Source organism: Rhodococcus sp. 05-2254-6 (assembly GCF_002258565.1).
Taxonomy (GTDB): Bacteria; Actinomycetota; Actinomycetes; order Mycobacteriales; family Mycobacteriaceae; genus Rhodococcoides.
Window position 1 is genome coordinate 1 of record NZ_NOZF01000185.1, and the last position, 16,467, is coordinate 16,467.

General features: G+C 65.3%; 11 protein-coding genes. 3 read left to right on the forward strand and 8 right to left on the reverse strand.

What is annotated here, in order from left to right; translation table 11 throughout:
• Together CH256_RS25515 and CH256_RS25520 are read left to right on the forward strand one after the other, a co-directional pair.
• Positions 1–2,400, forward strand: a 2,400-nt coding sequence (locus CH256_RS25515) for a condensation domain-containing protein (RefSeq protein WP_143536678.1), incomplete at its 5' end; no start/stop codon positions are given.
• A gap of 111 nt (positions 2,401–2,511) precedes the next feature.
• Positions 2,512–8,367 (forward strand): amino acid adenylation domain-containing protein, encoded by a 5,856-nt coding sequence (locus CH256_RS25520; protein ID WP_094671222.1) that lies wholly within the window; start codon positions 2,512–2,514, stop codon positions 8,365–8,367.
• Between the two features lie 69 nt (positions 8,368–8,436).
• Here CH256_RS25520 and CH256_RS25525 read toward each other — a convergent pair whose 3' ends face one another.
• From CH256_RS25525 to CH256_RS25560, 8 genes are all read right to left on the reverse strand, one after another.
• Positions 8,437–9,372 carry an esterase/lipase family protein gene (locus tag CH256_RS25525; RefSeq protein WP_094671232.1) on the reverse strand — a complete coding sequence of 312 codons (936 nt, stop codon included), beginning with the start codon at positions 9,370–9,372 and terminating at the stop codon, positions 8,437–8,439.
• A gap of 149 nt (positions 9,373–9,521) precedes the next feature.
• Positions 9,522–10,412, reverse strand: coding sequence for a glycosyltransferase (locus CH256_RS25530; RefSeq protein WP_068051402.1), 891 nt, complete (start codon positions 10,410–10,412; stop codon positions 9,522–9,524).
• A 46-nt stretch (positions 10,413–10,458) separates the two neighbouring features.
• On the reverse strand, positions 10,459–11,313 hold the full coding sequence (locus CH256_RS25535) for an ABC transporter permease (RefSeq protein WP_068051400.1): 855 nt from the start codon (positions 11,311–11,313) through the stop codon (positions 10,459–10,461).
• Between the two features lie 10 nt (positions 11,314–11,323).
• Positions 11,324–12,181 (reverse strand): ABC transporter permease, encoded by an 858-nt coding sequence (locus tag CH256_RS25540; RefSeq protein ID WP_094671226.1) that lies wholly within the window; start codon positions 12,179–12,181, stop codon positions 11,324–11,326.
• The gene (locus tag CH256_RS25545; RefSeq protein ID WP_068051396.1) at positions 12,178–13,149 is read right to left on the reverse strand and encodes a daunorubicin/doxorubicin resistance ABC transporter ATP-binding protein DrrA; all 972 of its coding nucleotides are present in this window, start codon (positions 13,147–13,149) and stop codon (positions 12,178–12,180) included. The genes CH256_RS25540 and CH256_RS25545 overlap by 4 nt, the downstream gene beginning before the upstream one ends.
• Positions 13,150–13,271: 122 nt before the next feature.
• A complete protein-coding gene (locus CH256_RS25550) occupies positions 13,272–14,225 on the reverse strand; it encodes an AurF N-oxygenase family protein (protein ID WP_068051394.1) in 954 nt (317 codons plus the stop codon).
• Positions 14,226–14,259: 34 nt separating this feature from the next.
• Positions 14,260–15,162 (reverse strand): prephenate dehydrogenase dimerization domain-containing protein, encoded by a 903-nt coding sequence (locus CH256_RS25555; protein ID WP_068051392.1) that lies wholly within the window; start codon positions 15,160–15,162, stop codon positions 14,260–14,262.
• 12 nt (positions 15,163–15,174) lie between these two features.
• Positions 15,175–15,669 (reverse strand): hotdog fold domain-containing protein, encoded by a 495-nt coding sequence (locus CH256_RS25560; RefSeq protein ID WP_068051390.1) that lies wholly within the window; start codon positions 15,667–15,669, stop codon positions 15,175–15,177.
• 491 nt (positions 15,670–16,160) lie between these two features.
• Between CH256_RS25560 and rpsJ the strand changes: the two genes are divergently transcribed.
• Positions 16,161–16,466, forward strand: coding sequence for a 30S ribosomal protein S10 (gene rpsJ, locus CH256_RS25565; protein ID WP_003938093.1), 306 nt, complete (start codon positions 16,161–16,163; stop codon positions 16,464–16,466).
• The last annotated feature ends 1 nt before the right edge of the window (position 16,467 follow it).

Sequence of the window (16,467 nt, forward strand, 5' to 3'; positions counted from 1 at the left end):
ACATCGTTCGCGTCGTCGATCCGCGACTCGGCACGAGCTGCGAGTGCGGCAACGGTCGACGCCTCGAACAGATCTCGAACACCGACCTTCTTGCCGCTGCGCCGCCGACCGGCCGGCCAGACCGTGCCGTTGTCGCTCGCGCAACAGCGCATGTGGGTACTCAACCGACTCGACCCCGAGTCCGGGGCCTACAACATGCCGCTGGCGCTCCGTCTGCGAGGCGAGCTCGATGTCGCGGCACTGCAGACCGCCGTGTCCGGCACCGTGGAACGCCACGAGGCACTGCGCACGCGCTACCCGGAAGATGCGAACGGTTCGCCGTATCAGGAGTTCATCGACGCCGGATCGGTCGTACCCGATCTGACTCCGATCGACGCGACCGACGACTCCGACACCGCCGAACGGATTCGCGCACTCGTCTACCAGGGTTTCGACGTCACCGTCGCACCCCCGGTCCGGGGCGCACTGTTCCGGTTCGGTCCGGACGAGTACGTCTTCGTCATCGTGATGCACCACATCAGCGGAGACGGTGCATCGATGGCACCACTGGCTCGTGACGTCATGACCGCGTACCTCGCTGCCGCGTCGGGAACCGACTACACGCCCGAACCGCTGACGGTGCAGTACGCGGACTTCGCGGTCTGGCAGCGGCAGGTGCTGGGCTCGGACAGCGACCCCACGTCGATTCTGTCGCAGCAGTTGGCCTTCTGGGCGGACGAGCTCAGCGGGATCACCCCGGTCGTGTCGTTGCCGTGGGATCGGCCGCGTGCGGCTACCGCCAACCTGCGCGGAGCCAGTGTGAGTGTCGAGCTGGACGAGTCGGTACACACCGGGCTCGCGGCGATCGCGCGCGAGAACAACGCGACTCTGTTCATGGTGTTGCACGCGGTACTCGGGGTGCTTTTGTCGCGGATGAGTGGCTCCCGCAGCTTCGCCGTCGGCACGCCTATCGCCGGCCGCGGGCACGAGGCGCTCGACGGATTGGTCGGCATGTTCGTCAACACGCTGGCGCTGCGCACGGACGTGGACCCGGACGCGACGTTCGCAGAGCTGCTGACCGCTGTCCGCGAGACCGACCTGCGGGCCTTCGCGAATTCGGACGTGCCGTTCGAGCGGGTCGTCGACACCATCGCACCGGACCGGAACGCCGGGTACACCCCGCTGTTCCAGACGGTTCTGTCGGTGGAGCCCCACGGCGAGGCGCGGTTCGAATTGCCGAACCTGGTGGTCGAACCCGTCAGCGGCTTCGAGCCGACGGCGAAATTCGACCTGCAGGTCACGGTGGAGACCCAGCACGCCGACGGGAACAGCGGCACCGGAACCCTGAACGTCGAATGGGTGTATGCCGCCGACCTGTTCGACGAGTCCACGGTCGCCTCCTTGGCGGAACGATTCGCTCGTATCGCCGGTGCGGTAGCGGCAACACCAGCTGTCGTCGTCGGCGACATCGACGTGCTCGACGCCGCCGAGCGGGCCGCATCGACCGAGTCCCCGCAGGCCGCCGACTCCTATGTGGCACCGGTCCGGTCGGACCTGACCTTGCCGCAGGTACTCACCTCGGCGGTGGACGCAGATCCCGATGCGCCCGCGTTGTCGTCGGACGGAGTCGAGACCACCTATCGTCAGCTCGACGAGCAGTCGTCGAGGATGGCTCGGGTCCTGATCGAGCGTGGCGTCCGGCCCGGAGTCGTGGTCGGTGTCTCCGTCACCGGCGAGGTCGCGGCCGTCGTGACGCGGTGGGCGGTGGCCAAGGCAGGCGGAGCTGTGGCACCGATCAGCACATCGAACTCCTCCGACGTTCTGGAGCGGGCAGGCGCGTCCGTCCTCGTTCTGGACGGTGACGATGCGCCGAGCTCGGCCGGGCCCGCCACGACCGTCCACCTCGGGCAACCGGACGTGGTCGACGCCATTGCCGCGAGTTCTGCGCGGCCGGTGACGTATTCGGACCGAACGGCGGTTCTGGGACCCGACAGCCCAGCGTTGGTCTCGGTCGACGACGGCACCGTGATCGACCACGGAACACTCGCCGCACTGGCGACGAGCGCAGTGTCGGAGTGGGCAGTGGCGTTCGATTCACGGCTGGCCGTTCCCACCCGGTTCGATTCCGCTGCAGCAGTTCTGGCCGGCGTGGTCGCCGTGACGGCAGGTGCAGCGCTGGTGACCGACCGGGGGGAGTCCGCCGAAGACGCCGCAGACATCGTGTCCGCAGAATGGGTGACCCATGCGTTCCTCGCCGCAGCAGACATCGCCGCAGTCGATCGACTGCAACCCGAGGACATCGAGGACCTCGTTGCGATCGTGTCGGTCGACGGTGACGGTGACGGTGACGGTGTCGAGATGAGCGGTGTCGACATTCCGGTGCATCGTCTGCCCGGGTCGTTGGGAACCGCCGACCGATAGGGTGAAGCGAACTGCAACGCTCGCCGCGTCGCGGACGATGAACGGTCGGATCGGCCGACGCGTCGTCCACGACCGAGCGCGGGGCAACACTGGTGAGGAGTCATAGTTCAGATGAGTTCGGATGGATCGACCGGCACACCGTCCGAGTCGGGCGGCCGAGTGGGTGGACGGTCGAGCCGCCCCAGGCCTACCCGTGCACGACCCACCCGACAGCGACCGGCCCGTACGGTCGCGCTGCCGACTCTGCTCGCCGCGGCGGTGGAAAAGAACCCGGACGGTACCGCGGTGGAGTTCGACACCCGGTCGCTCACCTATCGGGAGATCGACTCCCGGTCGTCCAGGCTCGCCCGGCTGCTCATCGAACGCGGGGTAGGTCCCGAGGATTTCGTGGCTCTGGCACTGACCCGTTCGATCGAATCGGTCACGGCCGTGTGGGCCGTGGCGAAGACCGGTGCTGCATTCGTGCCCATCGACCCGAATTACCCGGCCGCCCGCATCACGCACATGGTGAACGACTCCGGCGTGCGAATGGGTGTCACTGCAACACAATTCGAGGACACGATGCCGACGTCGGTGTCGTGGATCAGCCTCGACTCGTCCGACACCGAAGGCGCACTTCAGGGGTTGTCCGACGATCCCGTCGTAGCGGAAGACCGACGGGCACCGATTCGCCCGTCCACGCTCGCGTACGTCATCTACACCTCCGGCTCGACCGGTCTGCCGAAAGGCGTCGCCGTCTCCCACGCCGGACTGGCTCCGCTGACCTCCACTCAGGTCGAGACCTACGGGCTGGACTCCGATTCGCGCACACTGCATTTCGCGTCCCCCAGCTTCGATGCATCCGTGCTGGAGCTACTGATGGCCGTGGGCGCAGGCTCGACGATGGTCATCGTCCCACCCGGCGTCTACGGCGGTGCCGATCTGGCTGACATGCTCCGCCGCCACCGCGTCAGCCATGCGTTCGTCACCCCGGCAGCGCTGGCCTCGCTCGACCCGGCTGAGGTGCCCGACATGCGGGTGCTTGCGATCGGCGGCGAGGCCTTCACCTCGGAGCTGATGTCGAAGTGGGCACCGGGCAGACGTTTTCACAACGTCTACGGCCCCACCGAAGCGTCGATGGTGTGCAATATCTCGCCGCCGTTGAACGCCGGCGAAGCCGTGCTGCTCGGGCCGTCCACCAAAGACATGGGCTACCACGTGCTCGACGACCGGTTGCGGCAGGTAGCCGCAGGGGTGCCGGGGGAGCTGTATCTGACCGGTGCCGGCCTTGCGCGGGGTTACCATCGAAGATTTGCGCTGACCGCGGCGCGATTCGTAGCCAATCCCTATGCAGCCGAGAGTGATCCGAATCAAGCCAGGCTCTACCGCACCGGTGACCTGGTGCGGTGGCGGGAAGTGGCGTCCGGACGTGCCATCGAATATCTGGGCCGCAACGACTTTCAGGTCCAGATCCGAGGCTTCAGAATCGAACTCGGTGAAATCGACGCCGTTCTCACAGCGCAGGACGGGGTCGATTTCGCTGTGACGCTCGGTCACCGCAGTCCTACTGGCGCAACCGTTCTCGCAGCCTACGTACTGCCGGTGGCAGGGACGGACGTCGACCTGGACCGGGTGCTGGACGAGGCCGGGCGGAGTCTGCCCGCGCACATGGTGCCCTCGGTGATCACGCGGATCGATACGATTCCCCTGACTCCCACCGGCAAACTCGACCGAGATGCGTTGCCGGAGCCGGTGTTCGAGGTCGCCGAGTTCCGCGCCCCGGCGACCCCTACCGAGCAGGCGGTAGCCGACATCTTCGTCGAGTTGCTCGGGGTCGAGCGAGTCGGTCTCGACGACGATTTCTTCGCGCTCGGCGGCAATTCGCTGATCGCCACCAAACTCGCTGCGCGGCTGGGTTCGGCACTCGGCGTGCAACTGCCTGCGCGTTCGGTGTTCGAGTCGTCCACCGTCGAGGCGCTCGCGAACGCAGCCGACTCGGTCGACGCTCCGATCCGGGCCCAGCTCGACGCCTCCAGGGCTCGGCCGCAACACATTCCGCTCTCGTCCGCTCAGCAACGCATGTGGTTCCTGAACCGACTCGACACCGCGTCGGCGATCAACAACGTGCCGGTTGCTCTGCTGCTGCGCGGTTCCCTCGACATCGATGCACTGCAGGCCGCCGTCCTCGATGTGGTCGGTCGCCACGAATCGTTGCGCACCATCTATCCCGACATCGACGGCAGCGGCTATCAGCAGGTGCTCGACGAGGCCGATGCGCAGGTCGACACGGCCGTGGTCACCGTCACCCGTGACGGCGCCTTGGCCGACGTCACCGAATTCTTCAGCCGTGGGTTCGACGTGACGGTCGAAATTCCGTTCCGCGTTCGGCTGTTCGAGGTCACCGACCCCGCCGGTCCGATGCCGGAGTACGTATTGGCGTTCGTGGCACACCACATCTCGGCCGACGGGCTGTCGATGGCTCCGCTGTCTCGGGACGTCATGACGGCATATCTCGCGCGACGCAGTGGATCGGCACCGCAGTGGACGCCGCTGCCGGTTCAGTACGTCGACTACACGCTGTGGCAACTCGACATGCTGGGTTCGGAGTCGGACCCGAAATCCGTCGCCAGCAAGCAGATTCAGTACTGGCAGCACGCGCTCGACGGCCTACCCGAACAACTGGAGTTACCCGCCGACCGGCCGCGTCCACGAGTCGCGTCGGGACGAGGGGCGGTGGTGTCGTTCGATATCGATCCCGAGCTGCACACCCGAGTGGTCGAATGCGCCCGGGCCAACGAGTCGACCCCGTTCATGGTGGTGCACGCCGCGTTGGCCGTGTTGCTGGCGACACTGTCGGGTACGGCCGACATCGCCGTCGGAGCACCGGTGGGTGGCCGTGGTGACGCGCGGCTGGACAATCTGGTGGGCATGTTCGTCAATACGGTGGTGCTTCGAACCCCTGTTGCCTCGGATGCCTCGTTCGTCGAGGTTCTCGACACGGTACGTACGGCCGACCTCGAGGCGTTCGACAACGTCGACGTTCCCTTCGAGCGTCTGGTCGAGGTACTCGATCCGGTGCGTTCGCAAGGACGACACCCACTGGTGCAGGTTGCGCTGTTCTTCCAGAACTTCTCGCAGGGTTCGTTCGAGCTGCCCGATCTCGCCGTCGAGGCGTTCGGGTCCGGCGTGGCATCGGCCAAGTTCGACCTCCAGGTGACGTTCACCGAGCGGGGCGACGGCGCAGGGCTCGCCGTCGAGTTGATGTACGCCACGGATCTGTTCGACGAGCCGACCGTGACGGCCTTCGGGCACCGGCTGGTGGCCGTTCTCGACTCCGTGACCGCTCGACCCGAACTCGCGGTCGGTGACATCGACGTTCTCGATTTGGCTGAGCGTGAACAACTCTCGTTGCGGGGCCACGGCATCGCGGTGGCTGTCGATCCGGACGAGGTGCTGCTGGATGGTTTCGACCGGGTGGTGGCCGAGTCGCCTGATGTGGTGGCGTTGGTGTTCGGCGAACAGTCGTTGACGTATCGGGAGTTCTCGGACCGGGTGGATGCGACTGCGTGGTTGTTGCAGGAGCACGGTGCCGGGCCGGGTGTGTCGGTGGGGTTGGCCATGCGTCGGTCGATCGAGCTTGTGGTCGGCATGTATGCCGTGCTGCGGTCCGGTGCGGCGTACGTTCCGGTGGATCCGGATCAGCCGTCCGAGCGCAACGACTACATTCTAGACACGGCGTCGCCGGTTGTCGTTCTGTCGACGGCGCGAGACGACTTCGCCACGGCGACAGCGATTCCGGTTCTCGACATCACGGATCCGCCGCCGGTCGGGTCGGTGGCATTCCCCCGTTTCTCCGGTGCCGATCTGGCGTACGTGCTGTTCACGTCCGGGTCGACCGGTCGGCCCAAGGGGGTGGCCGTCGAGCATCGCGCCATCGTCAACCAGATGGCGTGGATGGCGCAGGAGTACGGTCTCGACGCCTCGGACGTCTACTTGCAGAAGACGGCCACGACGTTCGACGTGTCGTTGTGGGGGTTCTTCCTGCCGCTGCGTACCGGGGGTCGGCTGATCGTGGCGGCCCCGGGCGCGCAGCGTGATGTGGAGGCCGTGGCGGCCGATATCGCCCGTCATGGTGTGACGGTGACGGATTTCGTGCCGTCGATGCTCACGGTGTTCGCCGAATCGGTTGCTGCGCAGTCCATCTCTTCGCTTCGGCACATCTTCGTGATCGGTGAGGCGTTGCCCGCGCGGACCGTGGATGCGTGCCGCGCGGTGTCGGATGCTCGGGTGCACAACTTGTACGGACCCACCGAGGCGGCGGTGAGTGTCACCTATCGCGATGTCTCCGAGGACGTCGCGGTGGATGGTTCGGTCTCCATCGGGGTGCCGGAGTGGAATACCTCTGTCCACGTTCTCGATTCGCGGTTGCATCCGGTGCCTGCGGGTGTGCCGGGCGAGCTCTACCTCGCCGGGGTGCAGTTGGCTCGGGGTTACGTTGCGCGGCCGGACTTGTCTTCCGAGCGTTTCGTTGCGAACCCGTTCGGCGATGCTGGGGCGCGAATGTATCGCACCGGCGATCTGGTTCGGTGGTCGATGGATGGCGGGCGGCTCGAGTACATCGGTCGGACGGACTTCCAGGTCAAGTTCCGTGGGCAGCGAATCGAGTTGGGGGAGATCGAGACTGCCTTGACGGCGTCTCCGGCGGTGAGTCAGGCCGTTGTGGTGGTTGCGCAGCTATCGGTGGGGGAGTCGCTGGCGGCGTACGTGGTGCCCGCGGTCGGAGCCGACATCGAGGTCGAGGCGGTCCGGTCGGAGTTGGGGTCGGCGGTGCCGTCGTACATGGTGCCGTCCGCGTTCGTGGTGCTCGACGCTTTGCCGCTCAACGCGGCGGGCAAGTTGGACCGTCGGGCGTTGCCCGTCCCGGAATTCGAGATCCGCGAGTTCCGGGCTCCGCGGACACCGGTCGAGGAATCGATCGCGGCGGTGTACTCGGACGTCCTGGGTGTCGAGCGTGTCGGGTTGGACGACGACTTCTTCGCGTTGGGTGGCAACTCGCTGCTGGCGGTCAAGTTGGTGTCCAAGCTCGGAGCGGCCGTGGGCGGCGGACCGATACCGCTGAACTGGTTGTTCGTCGACGCCTCCGTGGCCTCGCTCGCCGCGCGGATCACGGCAGCGACGACGTCGCCGATCGAGGAGGCCGAATCCAGCGGGCTGGAGACATTGATTCCCCTTCGAGTCGCTGGTTCCGAGTCACCGCTGTTCTGCATCCATCCCATCGTGGGGCTCTCCTGGGGCTTCGGTGGATTGTCGGCGTACCTGGGCGAGGACCGTCCGATCTACGGGTTGCAGTCACCTGCCCTCTCCGGTGCCGAACCCCTGCCGGAATCCATCGAACAGTGGGCCGCCCTGTTCGTGAACAAGATTCGCAGCGTGCAGCCGTCCGGCCCGTACCACCTGCTCGGTTGGTCGATGGGCGGATCGATCGCGCACGCCATGGCTGTGCAACTGCAGCACGAAGGCGAGTCGGTAGCAACACTGGCGATGATGGACTCGTTCGTCGCGGGCAGGACCGAGCACCTCGTGGACCGACCCGTGTCGGCCGGAGAGATGCTCGGCGGCCTGGGCCTCGGAGCGGACACCGATATCGAGATCGAAGAGCTCACGGTCGATTCCGTGGCGGAACTGTTGGCATCGATGCCTGCTCCGTTCGACGCGATATCCCGCGATCGGATAGCCGGGATACTGGACGGGATCGCCCGCTCGGCGGAGCTGATCGACTCGTACGTGCCACGGACATTCGTCGGGCGGTCGATCCTCTTCGCGTCGGTCGTCGACGATCCGACCGGAACCGTTGCCGCGTCGACGTGGGAGGACGCGGTCGACGGGGGCGTGAACGTGGTGCCCGTGCATTCCACCCACTGGCAGATGGCGTCGCAGTCTGCGCTCGCCGAAATCGGACCGGTGTTGCAGTCCGAGTTGGACCGGTAGACCGTCGAACACGACCGGGGCCTCACGACGCGATGTCGTGAGGCCCCGGTGGTGACGGTTCGTGCTGTGTCAGCAGGGTGCAGGCGTCGTCGCTGCGTACTCGGGATCGAGCGCCGACTTGACCATGTACAGAGGCGCCGGGTCGGTGACGAGACCGACGTGGGACGTCGTCGCCGCGGGGCACACGTCCTGAACCCAGACGTTGTGCACCATCGCCGGGTCGCCGGACTTGAGGAAGGTGTTCGCGGGCGGCGTCGAGACGGTGTCGTTGCGCGTGGCGATGACGGTGTACTCCACCCCGGGTTCGACGTCTCCGCCCTCGTTCAAGCTGGTAAGCGTCGTCGAACCGACGAGTTGCTGGGCACCCGCCATGTTGTATGTCAGGGGGGTGAGTGCGTCGCCGGGCAGACCGAGGGAGGTGAGCAATTCGGAGAGTTGCTGCAGACCACCGAAGGTCGTGCCGTGATTGGTGGCACCGAGGGTGACCAGCGTGTGAACCTTGTTGCGGGCTGGGTCCTGCGTATCGGTGCCGCCATCGAACTTCATGTACTGCCGAGTGGCGGTGCCGCCCTGCGAATGGCCGACCATGTCGACTTGCTCGGCACCGGTTGCCGCGAGTACTTCGTCGACGAAACGGCCGATCTGTCGGCCTGACTCAGCGATGTCGCCGGAGCCCCAGATGGTCGTGCCCGGGTCGAGGAGGAGCGAGACGCCGCCGTAGTTGGGGGCGAAGACGCAGTAGCCCTCGCTCTTCAACTGCGGTGCCAGGATCTTCCACGTGGACGCATCCATCTTGGTTCCGTGGACGAGCACAACCGGACGTGGATGGGCCGCGCTGGGAACACAGCCGAAGTCGTTGGCACCCTCGAGTGCGGGGGTGGCCGATACCGAGGTGCCGGTGGGGGAGGGTGCTGCAGTCGCCGTTCCCGCCCCGGTCAGGCACAGGGCACCGGCGACGGCGGCAGCAACCGCCGTGGGCAGCACTCGGGAAAGCGTGTTCGACATGGCCTCGATCTCGTGTGAAGGCGTGGGACGCGCCGCCGGTTTCGGCAGGCCTGTGTTGTCGACCGTAACATCGGTCATCCATCCGTTACAGTCGCGCGGATCAAGACTGCAGGCCGGGTGGGTCGGTGAGCCAGTGGGTGTGTCCGACGTCACCAGCTGAACGCGCGATAGGCGATGCCCCCGCGAATTTCGCCGACCCGGATGAAGAGGGCCCTCGACCAGTGACCACGGGCCAGCCCGGTCCATGCCGTCGGTAGCAGCGGATTGCGAACCAACAGGGCTGTCCACCACGACAGGACCGTACGAACTTTCATGGCCGGGCACCCCTGGGGCCGATAGATTCCCCGCAGCTTGGCGAAGCCGAATCCGAGCCGGAACGACTGGCGCAGCATGGGTCGGAGCTCGGCGCGCAGTCTGTAGGCCACGACAGTGTCGGTACTGAAACCGAGGGTGTAGCCGGACAGTTGCGCGCGCCAGCAGAATTCGACGTCCTGGCTGGCCCTGAACCGGTTGTCCATGCCACCGACATCGCGATAGACCGACGCCCAACAGGCCATGCTGGCCCCGATCGCGAACGGCAGGAAATCCGTACGGCCCTGGTTCTCGGGCGGTGTGGTCGGAGTCCAGGACAACGCTCGCGCACTGTTCAGCGTGTGCGTCTCCACTGCGGTACCCGCCACGTCGAACGTCCGAGCGAGCTCGGCGAGCGTTCGTAGCCACGATGGGTGCACCACGTCGTCCGCGTCGCAGAACATCAACAGGTCGCCGGAGGCGCTCTCGGCACCGCGATTGCGTGCGTGCGCCGCCCCGACCTGCTGTGACGCGTCTACGCAGGTCAACTGCAGTCGATCTCGCAGGGGATGTGAAGCGACGTGATCGCTGACTCGTCCGTCGCCGGCATTGTCCGAAATCAGCACGTCGAACGGATAGTCGACATCTTGCTCCGCCAACGCCTGCAACTGGGCGTCGAGCAGGGGATCGAGCGAGCCCACAGGAATGATCACCGAAATCGACGGATGTGCGGTGTACGCATCGTTCACGACGTCACCTCCGATCGGGGTCGTGGGTTGACCGGAGCCACTTCGGTCAGCCTTCCGAAGATGCCTTCTTGTAGCCGCGGATTGCCGGGATCAGAAACACGACTGCCATTCCGAGTGACCACGCAAGAGTCTGCAGCACCGGTGTCAGGACCGGACCACCCATTGCCAGGTTTCGCATTGCATCCACCGCGACCGACATCGGCTGCGCCGCGACGACCGGTTGAAGCCAAGGTGGGTAGGCCAGCACGGGTACGAAGCCGGCGTTGAAGAACATCAGAAGTGTGGCGAAGATCGACACGACTTCGACCAGGGGTGCGTCGCCGGCGACGGTGGCCAGGAATGTCACCATGACCGCGAACCCGATACCGAACACGATCGGCACCAGAATCAACAAGATGCCGGCCGGAATTCCCTGAGTGAATCGGAACCCCATCGCGACACCCGCCAAAGTGATGACGATGGTGGTGACGAGTACTCGAACTGCTTCGGCGATCATCCTGCCCAGCAGACCGGCGGCACGATGCGTCGGTGTCGTCCAGAAGCGCGACAGCAAACCCGATTTACGTTCGCCCTTGAGGCCGACCGCGCTGACGATCGATCCGAACATCGCTCCGACGAGAGCGATCATCGGCACCTGGCCGTAGATCGCCGGAGCTCCGGTGGCCGCGGAAATCGAGTTTCCGAGCACGACACGGAACATGACCAGCATCAAGGCGGGGTACAGCAACGCCTGAATCATCGTCGACGGATCGCGCATCCATCGCGTCAACAGTCGCTTGGCCTGGATCAGACTGTGGGTCCAGAGAGCACGGACAGACCTTTCGCCCAGCACCATGTTGGGTTCGGGGAAGGTCAAGCTGGATACGCGGGTCGTGTTCACCGACGCTTCGGACATGGTCATGTCGGACTCTTCACTCTGGCCTGGAGCTCGCCCAGATGGCGAGCGGTACGAAGAACAGGATCAAGCCGGTCACCCACGCGAGCGACGGCCACAATACCTGGAAGGTGACTCCGCCTTCGGCCATATCGCGCATTGCGAAGGAGAACTGCGAGATCGGCTGGTTGCGTACGAACGGTCGGATGAGTTCCGGGAATCCACTCTCCGGGACGAACCCGCACGACGCCATACCGAGAATGAGCTGGGGGAGGGTCAGTACCTGGCTGGTCGCTTCGGGACTCTTCGACAGAGTTCCGATCGCATCGGCCCCGATCGACAACGTGGTGCTGATCAGCATGGCGAGTGCGCAGAACAACAGGGCCTGACCGAACCCTGCCGTGAAGCGAAAACCGATCACGTAACCGAAACCGAGGGCGGATACGAGAGAGACCAACGAGCGGACGACACCGCTCGAGATTCGTGCCACGAGTGGCACACCCCGCACGACGGGCATGGTCTTCAACCGTGAGTTCAGGCCACTCATCGCCTCGGCCGAGGCACGCTGTGCCGCCGAGATCGCGGTGAACGCCATGGCCTGCAGCACGATGATCGGCATCAGGAACTGGGCGTAGTCGATGCCCTGCAAGCCCATGACGAACTTGAGAGGCAGATAGAAGCCGACGGTGAAGATGAGCGGGGCGATGACTGCGACCAGCAACTCGCCCTTGGTCAGCATGGTCCACAGGGCACGGCCGGTGAGGGCCTGCCACTGCACGAATCCCGACGGCTTCGTCCTCGACCGCCGTTTCGGCTGCTGAGCCGTCGACCCGACATCGGTCCGTCGGACGGCTCTGGCCTTCGATTCGGCGACGCCTCGCGTAGTGGCCGTCACGGTGTGGTGCTCGTCTGGGAGTGCCCGGTGAGGGTGAGGAACACGTCGTCGAGCGACGGGCGGCGCAGAGCAATGTCGGCGAGCACGATTCCCCTCGCATCGATACGGCGCAGAATCTCCGACAGAGTCGCCGCGCCGTCGGGTGCAGGAACGGAGAGCCGGTCCGAGGCCGCGGTGATCTCGGCGTGAACTGCCGCGGGGACCATGTCGCCCAGGGCTTCGGCGGCCGCACGGAGTTGGCCGGGATCGAGGGGAACGACCTCGCAGTAGCTGCCGCCGGTCATGGCCTTGAGATGGTCCGACGTGCCCTCTGCGATGACCGTGCCCTTGTCGATGACGATGATGTTGTCGCTCAGAACGTCTGCTTCTTCGAGGTACTGCGTCGTCAACAGAACGGTGATGCCCTGCGCCTTGAGCGCCTCGACCAGCGACCAGACACCCTGCCGGCTGCGTGGGTCGAGTCCGGTGGTCGGCTCGTCCAGGAACACGACCTCCGGCCGCACGACGAGGCCACAGGCGATGTCGATGCGGCGACGCATACCACCCGAGTAGCCGCGCACGGGGCGCTTGCCGGTATCGGAGAGGTCGAACTCGTCGAGCAGCGCCTTGGCGCGGGCCTTCGCGGCCTTCTTGTCCAGACCCATCAGACGACCGAAGAGCTCGATGTTCTCGCGGCCGGACAGTGTGTCGTCGAGCGCCGCGTACTGCCCGGTCATCATGATCGAGCGGCGTACTGCCGGAGCGTCGGTTGCGACATCGTGACCCGCCACGAAGGCTCTGCCGCTGTCGGGTGCGATCAGGGTGGAGAGCACCTTCACGGTCGTCGTCTTGCCTGCACCGTTCGGGCCGAGAATGCCCAGAACTGTTCCCCGCTCCGCGGAGAAGCTGATGCCGCGCAACGCTTGCACATCGCCGAAGGACTTGTGTACGTCCTCCACGTGTACGGCTGCGTGTTGAGCTGACGACATCGAATCTCCGAGCTGTCGGGGGGAGTGGTGGGACCGGACCCCGTGGAGTCGAGGGCCACTACTTGATAGTGAAATTCGCCGTGGATGTTACGTGGAGGGGCGTCGTTGCGTGAGTTCCGCAGTCAGCCCCAGTCGATATCGATACTGTTCTCGACGTCGAGTTTTCGGCACAGAGACCGCAACCCGCTGTAGTCCTGAACCAACGCGCGCCGGCTCTTGTCCTGCTCGACATCGGCGAGCATCGCCTCGGCTCCCAGCACGCCTTCGAGCTCGAGAATGCGTCCCCAGGTGGAGAAGTCGCTGCTCGAGAACGCGTCCATGCCATCGACGAGGCCGTCCAGGAACTTCTGCCGGTCGTCGGGACCGAGTCGCTCGAAGACGATCGCGGCCATGTCGTCGGCGATGGACGCATGGCAGTACTCGTCGCGGTTGTGCAGCTTGACCGTTGCCCGATTGATGGGCTGAATGACGTCGTCGTCCTCGATCAGGTCCAGGTACGACGTGATGGAGATCTCTGCAACCGTCATGAACGCGAGGGAGCTGATCGCTGCCGACCATGGGTCGTCACTGTTCGCCTGTGCCGCGCGTTGCCGGCGCACGGTGGAGCTGAACGGCAGAGAGCGTTCCGACAGAGACCAACCGCGTCCGCGTCTGGTGGCTGCGCTCGCGTTGAGGTGCATCAGGGTGTGGTACTGCTCGTCCACCATGGCCTGGGTCACCGCAACTGCGAGGGTGTCACCCATCCCGGTCTCGAACACGTCTTGCGCCAACAGTGCGAAACCGGGATGAACGACATGCTGCTCGACGTCCATCACGTTCTTGTTGAACGCGATCCAGCCCCATGCCCGAAGTCGATTCTGTTGCTGGGGAGTGGCACCGGTGAAGGTGTCGTGTTCACCGAACGGGATCAGAGCGTCGGGAAAATCCTGCTTGGCGACGTCGAACAGATCGTCCAGCTCGGGTTCGGGCTTCTTGACCGTCGCGCGTTGTGACCAGTTCTTCGCCAACCGCGCGACGACGGCGCTCTCCACGACATCGGCGGAGTCGAATTCCGGCAACGACGGTTGCTCCAGCATCGCGTGCCTCCGCTTTCCGCTCGTCCGACTGCGGCTATCGGTTACCGCCGCTGCCTCGAACGATACCGAACATCTCCGCACACAATGCTCGATACTGATCTCCGTTCCCGCCCAGAGCGGCTTCGGCCTGCGTCAACAGGCGAGCGAAGTCGGCCTCGGAGCCGGAATCGACGGTCTCGCTCACCGTCTGCGTCGCGCGTTGCAGCGCCGCCCTGGCATCGGCGGCGTGCGGATTGCCTGCCTGTACGTCCCAGTAGACCTCGGGTTCACCGCCGGTGATGCGCGCCAGCACCGCAAGCATCGTCGCGTGTGGGGGAGGCGCAACGGCGTCGATGTCGTCGAAGGGAAGGTCCAATTCGGCCAGAGCCAGGCCGAACGCCAGCACACTGGCGTGTGTCAGGGCCTGCGTCGCGGCGGCGAGGCGATCATGGCGTGCAGCGTCGAGGAGCACTACTCGACCGCCCCATCGCGAGATTCCTTCGAGGAAGAGATCCACCGGCGGGCCGGGTCGGTGCACGACGGCGGCGACGGGACGTCCGGCCATTCCGAGCGACGGGGCGAACATGGGATTGATTCCCATCACGGCACCGATCGGACGTGCGCCCTGCACATGGCGCGAGAAGCCGGACTTGACCGACAGGGTCTCCACCAGCAGAGCGTCGGGCCGCAGAGCAGACAGGTCCGCCGCCAGGGCCACGGATTCGGGCACCGCCAGAATGACCGTCGCCGCACGTGCCAGCACTGCGGCGAGCTGTTCGTCGGGCGCGGTGATGTCACCGACCGTGACGGGAAAGGCGTCGGGACCGTCGTGGATGTCGACGACGGTGACCGAAGCGCCGTCACCGCGCAGCAGGTCGACCATCAGACGTCCGACCGCTCCCGAACCTCCGACCACAATCACGGAGTTGTCGGGCTCCGACCGTGTCACCGAGTTCATCGGTCGAGTATGTCAACGCGATGCGGCGGAGACCCAGATGGTGATGTCCGCGTGCACCACCTCCATGCCGGCGGTGTCGCGGATCGCGACCGGCACGACGATGTCGATGCCATCGGTGACCGTCCCGAAGTCGGGGACCTCGTCGAGTGCGGCGACCGCGCGCAGCGATGTGGTGGCCTTCGTCAGATACTGGACCGTCATCGATTTGGGGATCCATCGGTGCGAGGTGGGGACGGTCGCCTCGGCGAGCATGCCCATCGCGACCTCGGCGAGGTTGCAGGCCGCGATGGCGTGGAAGGTGCCCAGGTGGTTTCGAATGCCGAACCACTTGGGGGCAGTGACCTCGCAGCGCCCCGGCTCGAGCGCGACGACACGGGGCAGCACGGATGCGAAGTACGGAACCCGTAGGCACATACCTACGGAGAAGAGCGTGGAGCCGACAGTGTTGTTCGGTAGCTTCGACCAGGCGCGATAGGTCGCGCCGGTAGTGTTCTCGACGGTGGTCATGGCGCTACCTTACTGCTCGGTAAGGTAGTGCGATGGCAATCGATCGGCCCCGAGTTGATCTGATGCCCGGTCTGCGGCATACTGGTCGGGTTGCCTGGACACGGGACGCGCATGCGTGCGGCCTGAAACAGGTGAGTCGGCCGAAAAGCCGACTGAGCAAGAACATGAGACCAGCGCTCCACGTGAGCGCGTCCGGAACACCAGCTCGATCGGTGCGGATTTCGTTCGATTCGGATGGTTGAGGCGAAAGTTTCAGCGCAGAAGAATGAGCGGAATCGCGACACGCCCGACCGCGTGGACCGGAGAACCATGACAGATGAAGAGCGGCAACGGAATCAGGTCACGCCTGGTCGTCAACGTTTTTCACTGTCGTGTGTGCACGAAGGCAGTTCGAGTCGGTGGGTTTCCCACGGCTCGGGGACTGTGCAGACGAGGTGGAGCAGGCCGAACGGCCCGTTCTACGACCAAGCGGCAAGAAAAGGACACTAAGCGTGGCGGGACAAAAGATCCGCATCAGGCTCAAGGCCTACGACCATGAGGCGATCGACGCGTCAGCGCGCAAGATCGTCGAAACGGTCACCCGTACGGGTGCCCGCGTCGTCGGACCGGTGCCGTTGCCGACAGAAAAGAACGTGTACTGCGTCATCCGTTCGCCGCACAAGTACAAGGACTCGCGCGAACACTTCGAGATGCGTACTCACAAGCGGCTCATTGACATCCTCGACCCGACACCGAAGACGGTGGACGCGCTCATGCGCATCGACCTCCCGGCCAGTGTCGACGTCAACATCCAGTGAG